Source organism: Mesorhizobium sp. B2-4-6 (genome assembly GCF_006442775.1).
Taxonomy (GTDB): Bacteria; Pseudomonadota; Alphaproteobacteria; order Rhizobiales; family Rhizobiaceae; genus Mesorhizobium.
In genome coordinates this window covers 19,482-36,981 of sequence record NZ_VFVI01000002.1, presented here as the reverse complement: position 1 = coordinate 36,981, position 17,500 = coordinate 19,482, and the positions used below count along the sequence as shown (strand labels likewise).

General features: G+C 64.4%; 17 protein-coding genes. 9 read left to right on the top strand and 8 right to left on the bottom strand.

What is annotated here, in order from left to right; genetic code table 11:
• Positions 1-388: 388 nt before the first annotated feature.
• Positions 389-3,328, top strand: coding sequence for an Rne/Rng family ribonuclease (locus tag FJ957_RS05985; RefSeq protein WP_140829666.1), 2,940 nt, complete (start codon positions 389-391; stop codon positions 3,326-3,328).
• Positions 3,329-3,455: 127 nt separating this feature from the next.
• On the opposite strand, the gene FJ957_RS05980 is transcribed toward FJ957_RS05985, so the two are convergent.
• Both FJ957_RS05980 and FJ957_RS05975 read right to left on the bottom strand, forming a co-directional pair.
• Complete coding sequence (locus FJ957_RS05980; RefSeq protein ID WP_181180513.1) at positions 3,456-4,385, bottom strand: glutaminase; 930 nt, start codon at positions 4,383-4,385, stop codon at positions 3,456-3,458.
• Positions 4,386-4,390: 5 nt separating this feature from the next.
• A complete protein-coding gene (locus FJ957_RS05975; protein ID WP_140829662.1) occupies positions 4,391-5,539 on the bottom strand; it encodes an aminotransferase class I/II-fold pyridoxal phosphate-dependent enzyme in 1,149 nt (382 codons plus the stop codon).
• Between the two features lie 188 nt (positions 5,540-5,727).
• On the opposite strand from FJ957_RS05975, the gene FJ957_RS05970 reads away from it, so the two are divergent.
• The 6 genes from FJ957_RS05970 (at position 5,728) to aat (ending at position 11,074) form a co-directional block, all read left to right on the top strand.
• Entirely contained in the window at positions 5,728-7,140 is a 1,413-nt protein-coding gene (locus FJ957_RS05970) for a M48 family metalloprotease (RefSeq protein ID WP_140829660.1), read from the top strand.
• A 59-nt stretch (positions 7,141-7,199) separates the two neighbouring features.
• Complete coding sequence (locus FJ957_RS05965; protein ID WP_140829658.1) at positions 7,200-8,027, top strand: DsbA family protein; 828 nt, start codon at positions 7,200-7,202, stop codon at positions 8,025-8,027.
• Positions 8,028-8,158: 131 nt separating this feature from the next.
• Positions 8,159-8,593: a type II 3-dehydroquinate dehydratase gene (gene aroQ / locus FJ957_RS05960; RefSeq protein WP_095767887.1), complete on the top strand. Its 435-nt coding sequence runs from the start codon at positions 8,159-8,161 to the stop codon at positions 8,591-8,593.
• Positions 8,594-8,619: 26 nt separating this feature from the next.
• Positions 8,620-9,081, top strand: coding sequence for an acetyl-CoA carboxylase biotin carboxyl carrier protein (accB, locus tag FJ957_RS05955; protein ID WP_140829655.1), 462 nt, complete (start codon positions 8,620-8,622; stop codon positions 9,079-9,081).
• A gap of 19 nt (positions 9,082-9,100) precedes the next feature.
• The gene (accC, locus tag FJ957_RS05950) at positions 9,101-10,444 is read left to right on the top strand and encodes an acetyl-CoA carboxylase biotin carboxylase subunit (RefSeq protein ID WP_140829651.1); all 1,344 of its coding nucleotides are present in this window, start codon (positions 9,101-9,103) and stop codon (positions 10,442-10,444) included.
• 12 nt (positions 10,445-10,456) lie between these two features.
• Complete coding sequence (aat, locus tag FJ957_RS05945) at positions 10,457-11,074, top strand: leucyl/phenylalanyl-tRNA--protein transferase (protein WP_140829649.1); 618 nt, start codon at positions 10,457-10,459, stop codon at positions 11,072-11,074.
• Here aat and FJ957_RS05940 read toward each other — a convergent pair.
• The 3 genes from FJ957_RS05940 to FJ957_RS05930 form a co-directional block, all read right to left on the bottom strand.
• Complete coding sequence (locus FJ957_RS05940; RefSeq protein WP_140829647.1) at positions 11,065-11,457, bottom strand: hypothetical protein; 393 nt, start codon at positions 11,455-11,457, stop codon at positions 11,065-11,067. The genes aat and FJ957_RS05940 overlap by 10 nt on opposite strands.
• A gap of 58 nt (positions 11,458-11,515) precedes the next feature.
• Positions 11,516-12,046, bottom strand: coding sequence for a DUF2155 domain-containing protein (locus FJ957_RS05935; protein WP_140830836.1), 531 nt, complete (start codon positions 12,044-12,046; stop codon positions 11,516-11,518).
• A gap of 178 nt (positions 12,047-12,224) precedes the next feature.
• Complete coding sequence (locus FJ957_RS05930; RefSeq protein WP_140678429.1) at positions 12,225-12,623, bottom strand: NADH:ubiquinone oxidoreductase subunit NDUFA12; 399 nt, start codon at positions 12,621-12,623, stop codon at positions 12,225-12,227.
• Positions 12,624-12,892: 269 nt separating this feature from the next.
• On the opposite strand from FJ957_RS05930, the gene panB reads away from it, so the two are divergent.
• On the top strand, positions 12,893-13,732 hold the full coding sequence (panB, locus tag FJ957_RS05925) for a 3-methyl-2-oxobutanoate hydroxymethyltransferase (protein ID WP_140829645.1): 840 nt from the start codon (positions 12,893-12,895) through the stop codon (positions 13,730-13,732).
• The gene (gene panC / locus FJ957_RS05920; RefSeq protein ID WP_140829643.1) at positions 13,729-14,580 is read left to right on the top strand and encodes a pantoate--beta-alanine ligase; all 852 of its coding nucleotides are present in this window, start codon (positions 13,729-13,731) and stop codon (positions 14,578-14,580) included. Before panB ends, panC begins: the two co-directional genes overlap by 4 nt.
• Positions 14,581-14,608: 28 nt before the next feature.
• On the opposite strand, the gene FJ957_RS05915 is transcribed toward panC, so the two are convergent.
• From FJ957_RS05915 to gatB, 3 genes are all read right to left on the bottom strand, one after another.
• Positions 14,609-15,307 (bottom strand): AIM24 family protein, encoded by a 699-nt coding sequence (locus tag FJ957_RS05915; protein WP_140829641.1) that lies wholly within the window; start codon positions 15,305-15,307, stop codon positions 14,609-14,611.
• A 157-nt stretch (positions 15,308-15,464) separates the two neighbouring features.
• Positions 15,465-15,959 carry a GNAT family N-acetyltransferase gene (locus FJ957_RS05910; protein ID WP_140829639.1) on the bottom strand — a complete coding sequence of 165 codons (495 nt, stop codon included), beginning with the start codon at positions 15,957-15,959 and terminating at the stop codon, positions 15,465-15,467.
• Positions 15,960-15,961: 2 nt separating this feature from the next.
• Positions 15,962-17,461, bottom strand: coding sequence for an Asp-tRNA(Asn)/Glu-tRNA(Gln) amidotransferase subunit GatB (gene gatB / locus FJ957_RS05905; RefSeq protein WP_140829637.1), 1,500 nt, complete (start codon positions 17,459-17,461; stop codon positions 15,962-15,964).
• Positions 17,462-17,500: the final 39 nt, after the last annotated feature.

Here is a 17,500-nt window from a genome sequence, read left to right as displayed (position 1 = left end):
CAAAGGTTGGATGCAAAGGCGGCTCCTTTACCCTTCCAGGCTCAGGTGGTCGCGACGATTTTCGCAGGCGTGCCCTCGTGGCGGGGAATCGCTTGCGTGAGGAAAACGGCCGGGTTGGTCCCGCGCCGGCTCTTTATGAGCAAACAAGCTGGTCCGGCTCAGCCCGGGCTTTGGTTCAAAAGGTTCTGCTGGGTGCCGATGGCTTCAAGCGCAATCATGGAAAGGTCCGCATCGAACCGCGCCATAATGGCTGCGGGCGGCACCGCCATTGCGCTCAAGCGGCGGCCGGCGGACGTTCAATTATCCGGCATGCACACAGATACAGGCGCACAGCGGCGGGCATTGCCACGCCAGCTGCGGCTGTCGGCTGCCGACAGGAAACAAAATAATGCCCAACAAGATGCTGATAGACGCCTCCCACCCGGAGGAAACACGCGTTGTTGTCGTTCGCGGTAACCGCATCGAAGAATTCGACTTTGAATCCCAGGACAAAAAGCAGCTCAAAGGAAACATCTACCTCGCCCGCGTAACCCGCGTCGAACCTTCCCTCCAGGCAGCCTTTGTCGAATATGGCGGCAACCGTCACGGTTTTCTCGCCTTCAGTGAAATTCATCCCGATTATTACCAAATCCCGGTCGCCGACCGTCAGGCCCTGCTGCGCGCCGAGGCGCAGGAGGCCGCGGACGAAGACGACGAGGAGGCCGAGAACGGCGAAGAACAGCAGGCGCGCGATCGCGGCGGCCGGCGCAACCGCCGGCGCGGCGGCAAGAACCGCGACCGCGGCGAGCACAAGCACGCTTCCTCGGAGAACGAGGAAAGCACGGTCGAGGCTATAGCTGACGAAACCGCCGCCGAGGTTGCCGGGGGCGAGGAAGCCGGCGGCGAGACCGCCGATACCCCGGCAGAAAGTGCCGGAGCAGTCTCCGAGGCCGTCGAGGCCGTATCGGAAGCGGCTGAAGGACCCTCCGGCGAAGCTGGCGGAGATGACGCCACGGACGATGAGGATGGCAAGCCATCCGAAGGTGGTCCGACCTCGATTGCCGCCAGCATCGAAGCAGATGTGATTTCCGAGGCGGTCCCGCAGGCGGATCAGCCCGAGCAGAGCGGCGAAGCCGCCGCCAGCGACAATGATCGCGGCATGCTGGAGGACGTCTCGGCCGCGCACTCGGAGGAGCACGAGGTCGAATCGGTCGGCGCCGAGGACGCGCTCGAGGAAATCCGCAACCGCCGCAAGCCGGTGCGTCGCCAATACAAGATCCAGGAAGTCATCAAGCGCCGCCAGATCCTTTTGGTGCAGGTGGTCAAGGAAGAGCGCGGCAACAAGGGCGCGGCGCTCACCACCTATCTGTCGCTTGCCGGCCGTTATTCGGTGCTGATGCCGAACACGGCGCGCGGCGGCGGCATCTCGCGCAAGATCACCAACGCCCAGGACCGCAAGCGGCTGAAGGAGGTCGTGACCGATCTCGACGTGCCGCAGGGCATGGGCGTCATCCTGCGCACCGCCGGCGAAAGCCGCACCAAGGCGGAGATCAAGCGCGACTACGAGTATCTGATGCGGCTTTGGGAAAACGTCCGCAACCTGACGCTGCAGTCCTCGGCCCCTGCCCTGGTCTATGAGGAAGGCAGCCTGATCAAGCGTTCGGTGCGCGACCTCTACAACAAGGACATCGACGAGATCCTTGTCTCCGGCGAAGACGGCTACCGCGAGGCCAAGGATTTCATGCGCATGCTGATGCCGAGCCACGCCAAGGTGGTTCAGCCATTCCGCGACACCACGCCGATCTTCGTGCGCAACGGCATCGAGGCGCAGCTCGACCGCATGCTGCAGCCGCAGGTGACGCTGAAGAGCGGCGGCTACATCATCATCAACCAGACCGAGGCGCTGGTTGCGATCGACGTCAACTCCGGCCGCTCCACCAAGGAGCATTCGATCGAGGAGACCGCGCTCCACACCAATCTGGAAGCGGCAGAGGAAGTGGCGCGGCAGTTGCGATTGCGCGACCTTGCCGGCCTGATCGTCATCGACTTCATCGACATGGAGGAGAACCGCAACAATCGCTCCGTCGAGAAGCGGCTGAAGGATCACCTCAAGAACGACCGCGCCCGTATTCAGGTCGGCCGCATCTCACACTTCGGCCTGATGGAAATGTCGCGCCAGCGCATCCGCGCCAGCGTGCTGGAATCGACCATGAAGCCTTGCCCGCATTGCGGCGGCACGGGCCATGTGCGCTCCGATTCCTCCGTGGCGCTGATGGTCGTGCGGGCGATCGAGGAATTCCTGCTCAAGGATTCGCGCAGCCACATCATCGTGCGCACACCGGCGGCGACCGCGCTCTATGTGCTTAACCACAAGCGCGCCAACCTGGTGGAGCTCGAAGCCCGCTTCGGCCTGACGATCACGATCGAGGCTGACGAGACGCTCGGCACTCAGCACTACGCGATCTTCCGCGGCGCCGTTGCCGAGAAGCCGGAAGGCTTTGTCGAGGTGCGCAGCCTGCCGGCCTATGTCGAGCCGGAAGAGCCCGAGGACGAGATCGTCGTCGAGGAAGAGGAAGAGGAAGTCTCGGTCCAGGCCGAACAGCCGCGCCACGCGCAGCAGGGCCAGCATCAGCAGCGATCCGAGGATGGCGACGGCCGTGATCGCAAGCGTCGCAAGCGTCGGCGGCGGCGCGGCGGCAGGGATCGCGACCGCGAGCACAACGGGGACGCCGCGGCGGCGCCGATGGAAGTCGGCGAAGCCGGTGACGATGATGCAACGGAAGAGACCACCGAGGAGGTGATCGCCGGCGACGAGGCCGCGGCGGCCGCTGCCGACGACGGTTCCGGAAAGAAGCGCCGTCGCGGGAAGCGCGGTGGCAAGCGCAGCCGCCGTGAGGACGAAGCTTCAGACGCCGTTGCCGGCGAAACTGTCGGCGATATCGAGGGTGAGTCGGTTGAGGGCCAGGACGCCGTAAGCGAACCGGCAATAGCCGTTCCCGCGGAAGAACCTGCCGCTCCTGCGGCGGCTAATGACGATGCCGAGGCGATCGAAAAGCCGAAGAAGCCCCGCCGTTCGAGGGCCAAGAAGGTGGCCGAGGAAGCCGCGGCCGAGACGGTGTCCGAACCTGTGGCCGAGGCCCAGGTCGCGTCCGTGGCTGCCGAGCCGGAGCCCGTGGCAGCTGCGGCGTCCGAGGCGGAGCCTGCCGCCGGCGCCCACCCGACGCGGCGCAAGCCACAGTCAGTCGACGCGCCGGTTGTTCCCGTCGTGTCGTCGAATGTAAGCGACGAAGCCAAGGCCGAGGACAAGCCGAAGCGCGGCGGCTGGTGGCAGCGCAAAGGCTTTTTCTAAGCTTTTAAGGTCGTTAGGCTGATCTTTCGAAAGAATCCCGCGCCGCATCCGGCGCGGGATTTTTCATTTCGCCGACAGCCCTTTTCAGCATTGGGTCCAGGTGGAAAACCGCCAGCACTTTGCTGCTTTACGGCGCGAAGATCGACCAGTTCATCATCCGGGCGAGCTTCTCCATGGCGATGGAGCCGAGCCTGGAGTTGCCGTTCTCGTTGAGTCCGGGCGACCACACCGCCAGCGAAGCAACCCCTGGCACGATGCCGAGAATGCCGCCACCGACACCGCTTTTGCCGGGAATGCCGACGCGGAAGGCAAAGTCGCCGGAACCGTCATAGTGGCCGCAGGTCAGCATCAGCGCGCCGATGCGGCGTGCCCGTTCGGCCGAGACGACCGAATGCCCGGTCGCCGGGTTCCTGCCGCCATTGGCCAGAAACCGGCCGGCCATGGCAAGCTGACGGCAGCTCACGGCAATCGCGCAATGGTGGAAATAGACACCCAGCGCCAGCTCCGGTTCGTGATGGAGATTGCCGAAGGATTTCATGTAGTTGGCCAGGGCGAAGTTGCGGTAGCCGGTGGCGCGCTCGGATGCCGCCACCTCGCGGTCGATGATGATCGTATCGTCATCGGCGAGGAACTGGATGAAGCGCAGGATTTCGCCTATCGCCTCGCGCGGCTGATGGCCGGCGAGCAGGACGTCGGAGACGACGATGGCGCCGGCATTGATGAACGGATTGCGCGGGATGCCGTTCTCGTGTTCGAGCTGGACGATCGAGTTGAACGGGTTGCCGGACGGCTCGCGGCCGACGCGATGCCATAGCGCATCGCCGACCTTGCCAAGCGCCAGCGTGAGCGTGAAGACTTTCGAGACGCTCTGGATCGAAAAGGGTTGATCGGCATCACCGGCAAGGATGACGCGGCCTTCATTGGTCACGGCGGCGATGCCGAATTTCTTCGGGTCGACCTTGCCGAGCTGCGGGATGTAGGTCGCCACCTCGCCGCGATCGGTACGCTGCGCCATTTCGGCGGCCACCTCGGCCAGGGCCTGCTCGAGTTCCGGCATGGCTTTTATTTCAGCCAGCGTTCGATGCGTGCCAGCGCCTCGACCATCTCGTCATGGCTGCCGGCATAGGAAAAGCGCATGGTGCGATGGCCCTGCAGCGGGTCGAAATCACGGCCAGGCGTCGCCGCGACATGGGCTTCGGCCAGCATCTTGCGCGCAAAAGCCATGCTGTCGTTGGTGTGGCGGGTGACATCGCAGAAGGCATAGAAGGCGCCGTCCATCGGCGCGGCGAGTGCGAAGCCGAGTTCCGGCAGCCGTTTCATCAGAAGGTCGCGGTTCCAGGCATAGCGCGCCTTGACCTTTTCCAGCTCTTCGGTCGCCTTGAAGGCTTCGATCGCCGCGACCTGCGACAATTCCGGCGGCGAGATATAGAGGCTCTGGGCGATACGCTCGATCGGCCGCACCAGGTCTTCCGGCAAGACCATCCAGCCGACGCGCCAGCCGGTCATGCAATAATATTTCGAGAAGGAATTGATCACGGTGACACCGGCGCCGCGCGCCAGCGCGGTGACATCTGGCGCCGCGTAGGCCAGCCGGTGATAGATTTCGTCCGAGATCACCGCGATGCCGAGTTCCTCGGCCGTCTTCACCAGCGCCGCAAGTTCATCCGCCGGAATGACCGCGCCGGTCGGATTGGCAGGGCTGGCAAACAGCACGCCCTTCAGCGGCTTGTCGCGATGCGCGGCCTTGAGGTGCTCGGCATGCAGATAGGCATCCGCGCCGAGCTCGATCTCGACGATCTCGATGCCGAGCGCGGCCATGATGTTGCGGTAGGCCGGATAGCCGGGCGCGGCGATGGCGACGCGATCGCCCGGATCGAACATGGCCAGGAAAGCGAGGTTGAAGGCGGCGGACGAGCCGGTCGTGACGGCAATGCGCGACGGCGCGACGTCGATCCCATAGTGCTCGCCATAATGCGCCGCGATCGCCTTGCGCAGATCGGCGAGACCCAAGGCGTCGGTGTAGCCGATGCGGCCATGCCGCAGGGCCGCGGCCGCCGCCTCGCGGACGCCGACCGGCGCGGGATCCGATGGCTGGCCGACGGCCATCGACACCACGGGCACTCCGGTGGCCTTCAGCCGGTTGGCTTCGGCCAGGATGTCCATGGCGTGGAAGGGCTCGACTTCACCCCGGCGCGAAAGCGAAACTACCATTTGATCTCTTCCAACTGCCATTATCCGGCGAAATTCCTGGGCGGAAGCCGTCCTGGACCGCTCTTGAACCGCCCCGGTTCGAGGGCAGCGCCGCACAAATGCCCGATTGATGTGGGGATCACAAGCGCGCAGGAAGTTACCGGCGCCGACTTTTCATCTTTCGCCCGCTCGTCTACCAAGTGGACCTTATGTTGAGCCGACCCCGACCATCGATTGGCGAATCGACCTCCCTCAGCCGAACCGCGCGCGGCCTCGCGACGCTTCTGCTAGCCGCCGCGGTCGCCGTCTCGAGCTCTGTCAGCGCCTTTGCGCAAGGCGTGCCTGTGGTGCGTGACGCCGAGATCGAGGCGCTGGTGCGCGACTATGCCCGGCCGATCTTCAAGGCGGCGGGGCTTGCCAGTGACGGCATCGACATCGTCCTGGTCAACGACCAGAGCTTCAATGCCTTCGTTACCGGACGGCGGCTGTTCATCAACACCGGCGCGCTGGTGACCGCCGAAACGCCGAACGAGATCATCGGCGTCATCGCGCATGAGGCCGGCCACATCGCCGGCGGCCACCAGCAGAAATTGCGCGACCAGCTCGATCGCGCCAAGACCATGGCCATCATCGCCACGCTGCTCGGCGCCGGCGCCATGGTGGCCGGCGCCACTACCAACAGCCGCGGCCTTGCCGGCGCCGGCATGGGCGTCGCCGCCGGCGGCGGCGAGATGGCGCAGCGCTCGATCCTCGCCTATCAGCGCACCGAAGAAATCACCGCCGACCGTTCGGCGATCACCTATCTCAACGCCACCGGCCAATCCGGCCTGGGCATGCTGAAGACCTTCGGCCGCTTCCAGAACGCGCTGTCGCTCGCCGGCACCCATGTCGACCCCTACCGGATCAGCCATCCGATGCCGCAGCAGCGCATCGCCAACCTCGAAGTGCTCGTCAAGCAGAGCCCGTTCGTCAACGTTGTCGACCCGGCGTCGCTGCAGCAGCGGCATGACATGATGCGCATCAAGATCGCCGCCTATATGCAGGGCCAGGCAGCCGTCGCGCGGCTGATGCGCAAGAACCCGACCAGCCTCGCCGCGCGCTACGGCGACGCGCAGCAGACCTATCTCTACGGCAATCCGGGTGCCGCGCTCACCAAGACGGCGGCGCTGATCAAGGAACAACCGAAGAACCCCTATTTCCATGAATTGCGCGGCGATATCCTGATGAAGGCCAACAAGTCGAAGGATGCGGCGGACGCCTATGCCAAGGCGGTCAGCCTCGATCCAGCGCGCTCCGGCCTGCTGCTGGTCTCGCTCGGCCAGGCGCTGATGGCGGTGGGAACGCCCGATTCGACCCAGAAGGCAGTGGTCCAGCTCAACAATGGCGTCGGGCGGGACAAGGAAAATGCCGACGCTTATCGCTTTCTGGCGCAGGCATATGGCGAACTCGGCGAGATTCCGGCTGCCGATCTCGCCACCGCCGAGGGCCACTATTATGCGGGCGACTATAAAAACGCTAAGATCTTCGCCATGCGTGCTCAACAGAAATTGAAGCCCGGCGAACCCCGATGGGTCCGCGCGCAGGATATTATAAACTACACGCCATCGAACAAACTCAAATGAACCTCCCGGACGTTGGCGGCGACCAAGGCGGACCGGAAAAGGCAAAAGGATCGACAATCATGAACAAGGCAATCCTGCTTGGCAGCGCTGGCGGTCTGGCTGTGGCGCTCGGGATGTTGGCCTTCGGCTTCGTGGCGGGAAACCCGCAGGCCGCGAGGGCCGACACCGTGCAACTGGCTCAGGTCACGTCCTCGACCGACACCAAGGCTTCCACCGACACCAAGATCGATCGCAAAGAGGTCGAAGGCATCATCCGCGATTACCTCCTGAAGAACCCGGAAGTTCTGCTCGAGGTGCAGGACGCGCTCGAGGCCAAGCAGAAGGAAGAGCAGCGGCTCGCGGCACTTGGCGTGATCAAGGACTCCAAGGACGAGATATTCAACTCCACCTTCGACGGCGTCGTCGGCAATCCGAAGGGCAAGGTCACGATCGTCGAGTTCTACGATTACAATTGCGGCTTCTGCAAACGCGCCATCGAGGACATGCAGGCGCTGACCAAGTCCGACCCGGACCTGCGCTTCGTGCTCAAGGAGTTCCCGATCCTCAGCCCGGATTCGCAGAAGGCCAGCGTCGTCTCCATGGCGTTCCACCTGATGCATCCGGAGAAATATAGCGAGTTCCACACCGCGCTGCTCGGCGGCCAGGGCCGCGCCACCGAAGCGACCGCGATCAAGGTGGCGCTTTCGCTCGGCGCCGACGAGGCGGCGTTGCGCGAGAAGATGAAGGATTCACGCATCGCCGAAACGCTCTCGCGCACCTATGACCTTGCGACGAAACTGTCGATCACCGGCACGCCGTCCTATGTGGTCGGCAACGAGGTGATCTTCGGAGCGCTCGGCCAGCAGGTTCTGGCGGAAAAGATCGAAGAGGCAAAGAGCGCGCTCTAGGCGCCCGCGGTGCAAAAGCCGGCCGCTGTGGACAGCGAAAGAACGCACTTGCGCTCTTTTCGCGGGCGGTTATGCCCATTATAGAGGCCCAGTGCGCCGGCTTGGGGTCGGCGCAGAACAAGGTCGGCATATTGAAAACGATTTTCGTCCTCAACGGTCCCAATCTCAATGCGCTCGGCAAGCGCGAACCGGGGATCTATGGCGGCAAGACGCTTGCGGCCATCGCCGAGGACTGCAAGGCGGCCGGCGCCGCGCTCGGGCTCGAGATCGATTTTCGCCAATCCAACCATGAGGGCGATCTGGTCGACTGGATCCAGGAAGCCAGCGAGAAGGCGGCAGGCATCGTCATCAATCCCGGCGCCTACAGCCACACATCGATCGCCATCCACGACGCCATCCGCGCCGCAGCGCCGCTGCCCGTCGCGGAAGTCCATCTTTCCAACATCCACGCGCGGGAGCCCTTCCGCCACGTCTCCATGGTCGCGCCGGTCGCTGTCGGCATGATCTGCGGGTTCGGGCCGCTCGGCTACACGCTCGCGCTGCAGGCACTGGCGGCTCGCCTGTGACCGGCTCCCAAACAGAAGGCTCGAAAATGTCGATAAAAAAGACCGGTGTTGACCAGCAGCTGATCCGCGATCTGGCGGGCATTCTGAACGACACCAATCTGACCGAGATCGAGGTCGAACTCGGCGACCTCAAGGTGCGCGTGTCGCGCCAAACGCAGGCCGCCCACGCCGTCGCCGCGCCGCTTGCCGCGGTTGCTCCTGTTGCCGCGGCAGCGGCTCAGCCCGCAACGGCAACCGCGACCGCCGATGTGTCCAAGAACGCAGTGCCCTCGCCGATGGTCGGCACCGCCTATCTGGCACCCTCGCCCGACGCCAAGGCGTTCATCGAGATCGGCCAGAAGGTCAAGGAAGGCCAGACGCTGCTCATCATCGAAGCGATGAAGACGATGAACCAGATCCCCTCGCCGCGGGCCGGCACGGTGACGGCGATCCTCATCGAGGATGCCCAGCCGGTCGAATACGGCATGCCGCTGGTGGTCCTTGAGTAGCGCCGGGAACAACCAAGAGATGTTCCAGAAGATCCTCATCGCCAATCGCGGCGAAATCGCGCTCCGGGTGCTGCGCGCCTGCAAGGAGCTCGGCATCCAGACGGTGGTGGTCCACTCGACCGCGGATTCCGACGCCATGCATGTTCGGCTTGCCGACGAGAGCGTCTGCATCGGCCCGCCGCCGTCGCGCGAAAGCTATCTCAACATCCACCAGATCGTCGCCGCCTGCGAGATCACCGGCGCCGACGCCGTGCATCCGGGCTACGGCTTCCTGTCGGAGAATGCCAAGTTCGCCGACATCCTGGCGGCCCACAACATCACCTTCATCGGCCCGTCGGGCGACCATATCCGCATCATGGGCGACAAGATCGAGGCCAAGCGCACGGCAAGGCGCCTCGGGATACCAGTGGTGCCCGGCTCCGACGGCGCGATCAGCGACGAGAAGGAAGCCAAGCGCGTCGCCGCCGAGATCGGCTATCCGGTGATCATCAAGGCCTCCGCCGGCGGCGGCGGTCGCGGCATGAAGGTGGCCCACACCGAGGCGGACCTCGAAGTCGCCTTGCAGACGGCCAAGTCGGAAGCGGGCGCGGCCTTCGGCGACGACGCCGTCTATATCGAGAAATACCTGGAGAAGCCGCGCCATATCGAGGTGCAGGTGTTCGGCGACGGCGCCGGCGGCGGCGTACATTTCGGCGAGCGCGACTGCTCGTTGCAGCGGCGCCACCAGAAGGTCTGGGAGGAAGCCAATTCACCCGCGCTCAATGCCGAGGAGCGTTCGCGCATCGGTGGTATCTGCGCCAAGGCCATCGCCGATCTCGGCTATTCGGGCGCCGGCACGATCGAATTCCTCTACGAGAATGGCGAATTCTACTTCATCGAGATGAACACGCGACTGCAGGTCGAGCATCCGGTCACCGAAGCGATCACCGGCATCGACCTTGTGCACGAGCAGATCCGAGTCGCCTCGGGTGGCGGGCTGTCGGTCAGGCAGGAAGACATCAAGTTCAACGGCCATGCCATCGAGTGCCGCATCAACGCCGAGGACCCGCGCACCTTCACGCCTTCGCCCGGCACGATCACGCATTTCCACACGCCCGGCGGCCTCGGCATCCGCGTCGATTCCGGCGTCTATTCCGGCTACAAGATCCCGCCCTATTACGACAGCCTGATCGGCAAGCTGATCGTGCATGGGCGCAACCGCGTCGAATGCATGATGCGGCTGCGGCGCGCGCTCGACGAATTCGTCGTCGACGGCATCAAGACGACGCTGCCGCTGTTCCGCGACCTTGTCGGCAATCCCGACATCGCCAATGGCGACTACGACATCCACTGGCTGGAAAAATACCTGGCCAAGGGTGAATAGCACGGGGATGCGATGACCCGCCCCTACGCGCCAGGCTATCGCATTCCGACCGACCTGCTGCTCAGGGCCTATGCCTCGGGAGTCTTCCCGATGGCCGAGAGCGCCAACGACCCCGAGGTGTTCTGGGTGCGGCCGGAAACGCGCGGCATCATTCCGCTGGACGGGTTCCACACGCCGCGCAGCCTGAAAAAGACGATCCGCAAGCATCCGTTCGAGATCCGCTACGACTTCGATTTCGAGGCGACGATCGACGGCTGCGCCGAAAAGCGCGAGGAGCGCCGCTCGACCTGGATCAATGCGCCGATCCGCGAGGCCTATGTCGATCTCTATCGCCTGGGCCACTGCCATTCGGTCGAGGCATGGCGCGAGGAACGCCTGGTCGGCGGCCTCTACGGTGTCTCGCTCGGGCGCGTGTTCTTCGGCGAAAGCATGTTCGCCAGGGAGACCGACGCTTCGAAGACCTGCCTCTACCATCTCGTCGAGCGGCTGAAGGCGCGCGGCTTCGCGCTGCTCGACACGCAGTTCACCACTGAGCATTTGAAGCGCTTCGGCGCCGTCGACGTGCCGCGCGGCCAGTATGAGAAGCTGCTCGCCGAAGCGCTGAAGGGCGAGGCCGTCTTTTATCCTTGAGTTCGCTCTGCCGCCTCGATCGGCGTCTGCGCATGGAACATCATCTTCCAGCCGTCGGCGCGATGGACATAGCCGCTGCTGACCAGAGCGGCATAGGATTCGCCGTTCTCGCGCGTCGCGCGCGCCTCGTAAGTCAGCATGACGATGTCGCTGCCGGGCTCGACCATACCCTTCAACTTGATGTCCATGTCGCGCCATCTGTTGGGCTTGGCGGCGGTCTTTGCGAGATCGGCATTGGTCATCGCCTGCGCCATCTGCGGGAACGCCACCAGGCACTCCACATCGGCATTGGCTTCATAGTAGGCAGAATCACCTGACCAAAAACCCTTCTCGATATCGAGAAGTTCCTGCTTGTTGGCGGTGATTGTTTTCGTGACAGTCATCGCGGAATCCTCCTCGCCTTGCCGATTTGAACGGCCAAAGGGCGGGCAGGTTCCGAGATCAGTTCGTGTCGGTGGTATCGTCCGGGGCCGGCGCCGCGTCAGCCGGCTCGGATGCGGCGTCGGCCGGTTGCGCCGGAGCCTTGGGCTTGGCGGCTTCGGTCTTCGGCTTGGCCGTGTCGGCCTTGGCCGCGGTCGGCGGCGGCACGTCCGACTTCCGCTTGCAACCCTTGAGCCAGACGTCATAGACGGCGTGCTCGACGGCGTTGAGGCCCGGGCTCTCGGCAAACATCCAGCCGGTGAAGATGCGGCGGATCTTGCGGTCGAGCGTGATCTCGTCGACCTCGACGAAGGAATCGGTCTTCGGCTGCTCTGTATCCGGCCGCGAATAGCAGACGCGCGGCGTCACCTGCAAAGCGCCGAACTGCACGGTTTCGTCGATATAGACGTCGAAGGTGATGATGCGGCCGGTGATCTTGTCGATGCCGGCGAATTCGGCCACCGGATTGGTGACGCGATCGGAGGCCGCGGGTGCCGCGGCCGGCGCCTGCGCGGCGGCGAACGCCGCCGTCGGGGCAAGCAGAACGGACATCGCCGCGATCAGCGCCCTTGAGATGTGGCCGAAAGAGCTCATGCAAAATACCGGTGGTTGCGCCCGGGTGATTCTCTCAACGCCCAAGGCTAGTCATGGCTGCGCAGTCAGCAAGCAGCTAAATGCCAATTGTGGCGATAACGGACCGGAGCGGCGTCTTGGATTGCGATCCGAGGAATTACGACCCCGGCGTCCAGGCGTCGTAGTCGCCGGTCACCTGCGGGCGATGCTGGTTGGTCAGGATGGAACCCTGCGGACGATAGGCGCCGGGCGTTCCGGTCAAGTTCGGCCGATGCTCCTTCTGCCACTCGCGAGCCTTGTAGCTCTCGCTCGATGGAGGTGTATCGACGCGATGGTGGATCCAGCCATGCCAGCCCGGCGGGATCTTCGAGGCTTCCGAATAATCGCGATAGATGACCCAGCGGCGGGTGCGGCCTTCCGAATCGATGCCGCCCTCATAGTAGACGTTGCCGGCTTCGTCCTCGCCGACCCTCTTGCCGAAGCGCCAGGTGTGGAAGCGGGTGCCGAGCGTCTGGCTGTTCCACCAGGTAAAGAACTGCAGCAGGAAAGTTTTCATCCACATCCTCGCGGCGGCAGCGGCTGCGCCTTTTCCCTGCTTATGGCGTCACGCCAGCGCGAAGGCAAGGGTTTTGCCATCTCCCCACGTAAATGCTTCGTGCGTCCTTGTCTTGATGCATATCGGCGTCCCAAATCGCTCCGCACCTTTGGCGACATGCATTAAATCGATGCAGTTGTGCCGCCGGCGGCAACGCGGCTTGCCAAGCGCCGCCTGTCTTTCTAAAGCTCGGCCCGCCCGTTTCGGGCGCGCCTTGAGGGAGGTGACGATTGACCCGGGATCCGTCCGCCGACAGCCGGATCAGCGCCGAAGACATTCGCCGCCGCAAGGGCGGCGTGCCGATCGTCTGCCTTACCGCCTACACCTATCCCGTCGCCCGCCTGCTCGATCCCCATGTCGATCTGCTGCTGGTCGGCGACAGCGTCGCCATGGTCCTACATGGCCACACCACAACGCTCGGCGCCACGCTGGAGATGATGATCGCGCACGGCCAGGCCGTGATGCGCGGCTCGGCCAAGGCCTGCGTCGTGGTCGACATGCCGGCGGGCAGCTATGAGGCCTCGCCGGCGCAGGCCGCGGCGTCGGCAAGGCGGATCGTCGGGGAGACAGCCTGCCAGGCCGTGAAGCTCGAGGGCGGCGTCGACATGGCCTCACGGATCGCCGCGATCGCCGCCGAGGGAATACCGGTCATGGGCCACATCGGCCTGCAACCGCAATCGGTGGAGAAGGACGGCGGCTACAGGATCAAGGGCCGGACGGAGGACAATATCGCCGCGCTGCTCAGCGATGCCGAGGCGGTGGAACAAGCCGGCGCCTTCTCGGTCGTCATCGAAGGCACGATGGAGGCCGTGGCCGCGAAGCTTACCCATCACATTTCAATACCGACCATCGGCATCGGCGCCAGCGCCGACTGCGACGGCCAGATCCTGGTGATCGACGACATGGTCGGCCTGACCGTCGATCGCGTACCGAAATTCGTCAAGGAATACGCCGACTTGCGCAGCGCGATAGCGGATGCGGCGGCGCGCTACGCAGCCGAGGTGCGGAGCCGCGCCTTCCCCGGCCCCGACCACGTCTTCACGACGGCATCCGGCAAGGACAAGACATGAACGCGCCGATCGTCGTCGACAGCGTCACCGCCCTTCGCGCGCAGGTCCGGGACTGGCGGCAGGCCGGCCTCAAGGTGGCCATGGTGCCAACCATGGGCGCGCTGCACGACGGTCATATCTCGCTGGTCAGGATCGCGCTCGAACGGGCCCAGCGCTGCGTTGTCTCGATCTTCGTCAATCCGACGCAGTTCGCGCCGACGGAAGATCTCGACAAATACCCGCGCCAGTTGGCGCGGGATCTCGACCGGTTGCGGGATGCGGGCGCGCATCTCGCCTTCACGCCAAACGTGAGCGAGATGTATCCCTTCGGCTTCGCCACGAAAATCTCGGTCGGAGGCCCCTCCCGCGGCCTGGAGACCGATTTCAGGCCGAGTTTCTTCGACGGCGTCGCGACCGTGGTGGCCAAGCTCTTTCTGCAGGCGGCGCCCGATTGCGCCGTGTTCGGCGAGAAGGACTACCAGCAGCTCTGCGTCGTCAGGCAGCTCTGCCGCGATCTCGACCTGCCCGTCGAGATCGTCGGCGCACCGACCGTGCGCGATGCTCATGGCCTCGCCATGTCGTCGCGCAACGCCTATCTGGGCGAGGCCGAGCTCGACATCGCTCGCAAGCTCAACGTGATCCTGCGCCGCACGGCGGCGGCGCTTTCAACCGGCGCGGATGAAGCCGGCGTCACCGACGCCGCCGCGAAGGCCCTGGTCTCCGCGGGTTTCCAAAAGGTCGAGTATGTCGCCGCCCGCGCGAGTGTCACGCTCGAGCCCTGGCAGCGGGACCGTGACGGCCGCCTGCTGGCGGCGACCTGGCTCGGCACGACGCGGCTGATCGACAATGTGGAAATTCCCTCCGAGTGATCGGACTTTCGTTCGATCAGGCCCGGCGTCACTCTTCCGACGGCATGTGCAGATACATCGACTGGATGCCGACGCGGCCCGGTCCGGTGAAGCGGTTGACGACGAAATTCATGGCGGCGCCGAAGAAGCCGCTGGAAAGGCGGTCGATCCTTGTATCCATCTTCACCGATGCGTCCTTGAACAGCCAGCCGCCTGGCTCGATGTCGATGGTCTCGCCGGGCGCCAGCACCTTCTCGAAGACATTGCCGTAGCCATGCAGCCAGACGATGCCGTCGCCTGTCTCGCCGCGGAAACGGTCGATGAAGAAGCCGCTCTGGCCGAATAGCATCGTTCCAAGGCCGCGGACGCGCTCGAACGTGTAGTCGACGCTGGCGGTCGCGGCCAAGAACTGATGCTCACGCACCTGTATCTCCTCGCCGCGCCGAAGATGGATCGGCACGATATGGCCCGGCCCGTCGCGGCTGAAGGCGATGACGCCCGGCCCGGACGCCTCGGTGACGAAGATCTGCATCCCCGCGATCATGCGCTTCAGCGCGCCCTTCAGCGATTTCAGGCCGATGGTGATCGTGGTGTTCTTCCACAAAAGGATGTGGTGTTCGAAATAGACCGGCATGTTGGTCACATCGACCGACAGCACGGGCACCAGTTCGCCGACGACGTGATAGGTCACGCCGCCAAACGTCTCGTCCGACACCTCGGTCGGCATCAGTTCCGGCAAGCTCGGCATGGCAATCCCCCCTCACCACCGTGCTGCCGGTCGACCGGACTGTCGCAGGCGCGTCGGCTGCCGCAGCATTGCCGCCGGGCTTTCGGCCGTCAAATGAAAGCTGGCATTGGGCGCGCCGCTCGCAGCAACGTGAAGCAATTGCGGCGGCGTCGAGCGATCAGGCGATCAGCGGCCGCTCAAGGCGCAGCGATGCGATGCCGGACTGCGCAGCCCCGCGATTGTCGGCGCGGCCGACCTGGACGAAACCGTTCGCCATATAGAAGGCGACGGCGCGCTTGTTCGCTTCCGCCACCTCGACGCGGACCGCGCGCGCTTCGGGGAAGCTCTCCATCACTTCGTCCAGCAGCATGCCGCCAATCCCCCGACCCTGCAGGTCCGGCGCGACATGAAGCAGCTCCAGATCGATCAAAGCGCCTTGGTCAGCGCTCTCCGCATAGGCGACGCCGCCGATGCGCTTGCCATCGTCGGCGACCAGGAACTCCGCATCCGGCCGCTCGATGCGTGCTTTCAACCTTTCCGGCGAACACCAAAGCGCGATGGTTCGATCGATCCGCTCGGCGCCATGGATGGCGTCGTAGGTCGCATGCCAGGTCTCGGCCAGCAGTGCCCGGATAGCCGCAATGTCGCGGTCGCTGGCGGTGCGGACAAACACCGTTATTCGATGCCGAGCTTGGTCTTGACGAGATCGTTGACCGCCTGCGGGTTGGCCTTGCCGCCGGTCGCCTTCATCACCTGCCCGACGAACCAGCCGGCCATGGTGGGCTTGGCGCGCGCCTGCTCGGCCTTGTCCGGATTGGCGGCGATCACCTCGTCGACCGCCTTCTCGATGGCGCCGGTGTCGGTGACCTGCTTCATGCCGCGGCTCTCGACATGCTGGCGCGGATCGCCGCCCTCGTTCCAGACGATCTCGAACAGATCCTTGGCTATCTTGCCGGAGATCGTGCCTTCCTTGATCAGGTCGAGAACAGCGCCGAGCTGCTCGGGCGAAACCGGAGCATTTTCAATGTCCTTGCCGGCTTTGTTCAGCTGGCCCAGGAGATCGTTGATGACCCAGTTGGCGGCGAGCTTGCCGTCGCGCCCTGCCGCCACCTTCTCGAAATAATCGGCGACCGGCTTTTCCGATACCAGGACCGAGGCGTCATAGGCCGAGAGGCCGAGCGCATCGACCAACCGCGCCTTCTTGTCGTCGGGCAACTCCGGCAGGTTCCTGGCGAGCGCATCGACATAGGCCTGGTCGAATTCCAGCGGCAAAAGGTCAGGATCGGGGAAATAGCGGTAGTCATGCGCTTCTTCCTTGGAACGCATCGAACGTGTCTCGCCCTTGACGGCGTCGAACAGGCGCGTCTCCTGGTCGATCTTGCCGCCGTCCTCCAGAATGGCGATCTGGCGACGCGCCTCATATTCGATGGCCTGGCCGATGAAGCGGATCGAGTTCATGTTCTTGATCTCGCAGCGCGTGCCGAACTCGCCGCCCGGACGGCGCACCGAGACGTTGACGTCGGCGCGCAGCGAGCCTTCGTCCATGTTGCCGTCGCAGGTGCCAAGATAGCGCATGATCGAGCGCAGCTTGGTGACGTAGGCCTTGGCTTCGTCGGCCGAGCGGATGTCAGGCTTGGAGACGATCTCCATCAGCGCCACACCGGAGCGGTTGAGGTCGACATAGGACATGGTCGCATGCTGGTCATGCATCGACTTGCCGGCATCCTGTTCCAGATGCAGGCGCTCGATGCCGACCTCGATATCCTCGAATTCGCCTTGGCGGTCGGGCCCGACGGAGACGATCACCTTTCCCTCGCCGACGATCGGCTGCTTGAACTGCGAGATCTGGTAGCCCTGCGGCAGGTCCGGATAGAAATAGTTCTTCCGGTCGAAAACCGACTTGTGGTTGATCGCAGCTTTCAGGCCGAGCCCGGTGCGGATCGCCTGCTTGACGCATTCCTCGTTGATGACCGGCAGCATGCCGGGCATCGCCGCGTCGACAAGGCTGACATTGGCGTTGGGGGACGCGCCGAACGACGTCGAGGCGCCGGAGAAGAGTTTCGCTTCCGAGATCACTTGTGCATGCACTTCGAGCCCGATGATGATCTCCCAGTCGCCGGTGGCGCCCGGGATCAGCCGTTTTGCGTCGGGGGTGCGGGTATCGATGATGCTCATGGAGGCCTACGGACTTTGAATTCTCGGAGTTGCATTAAT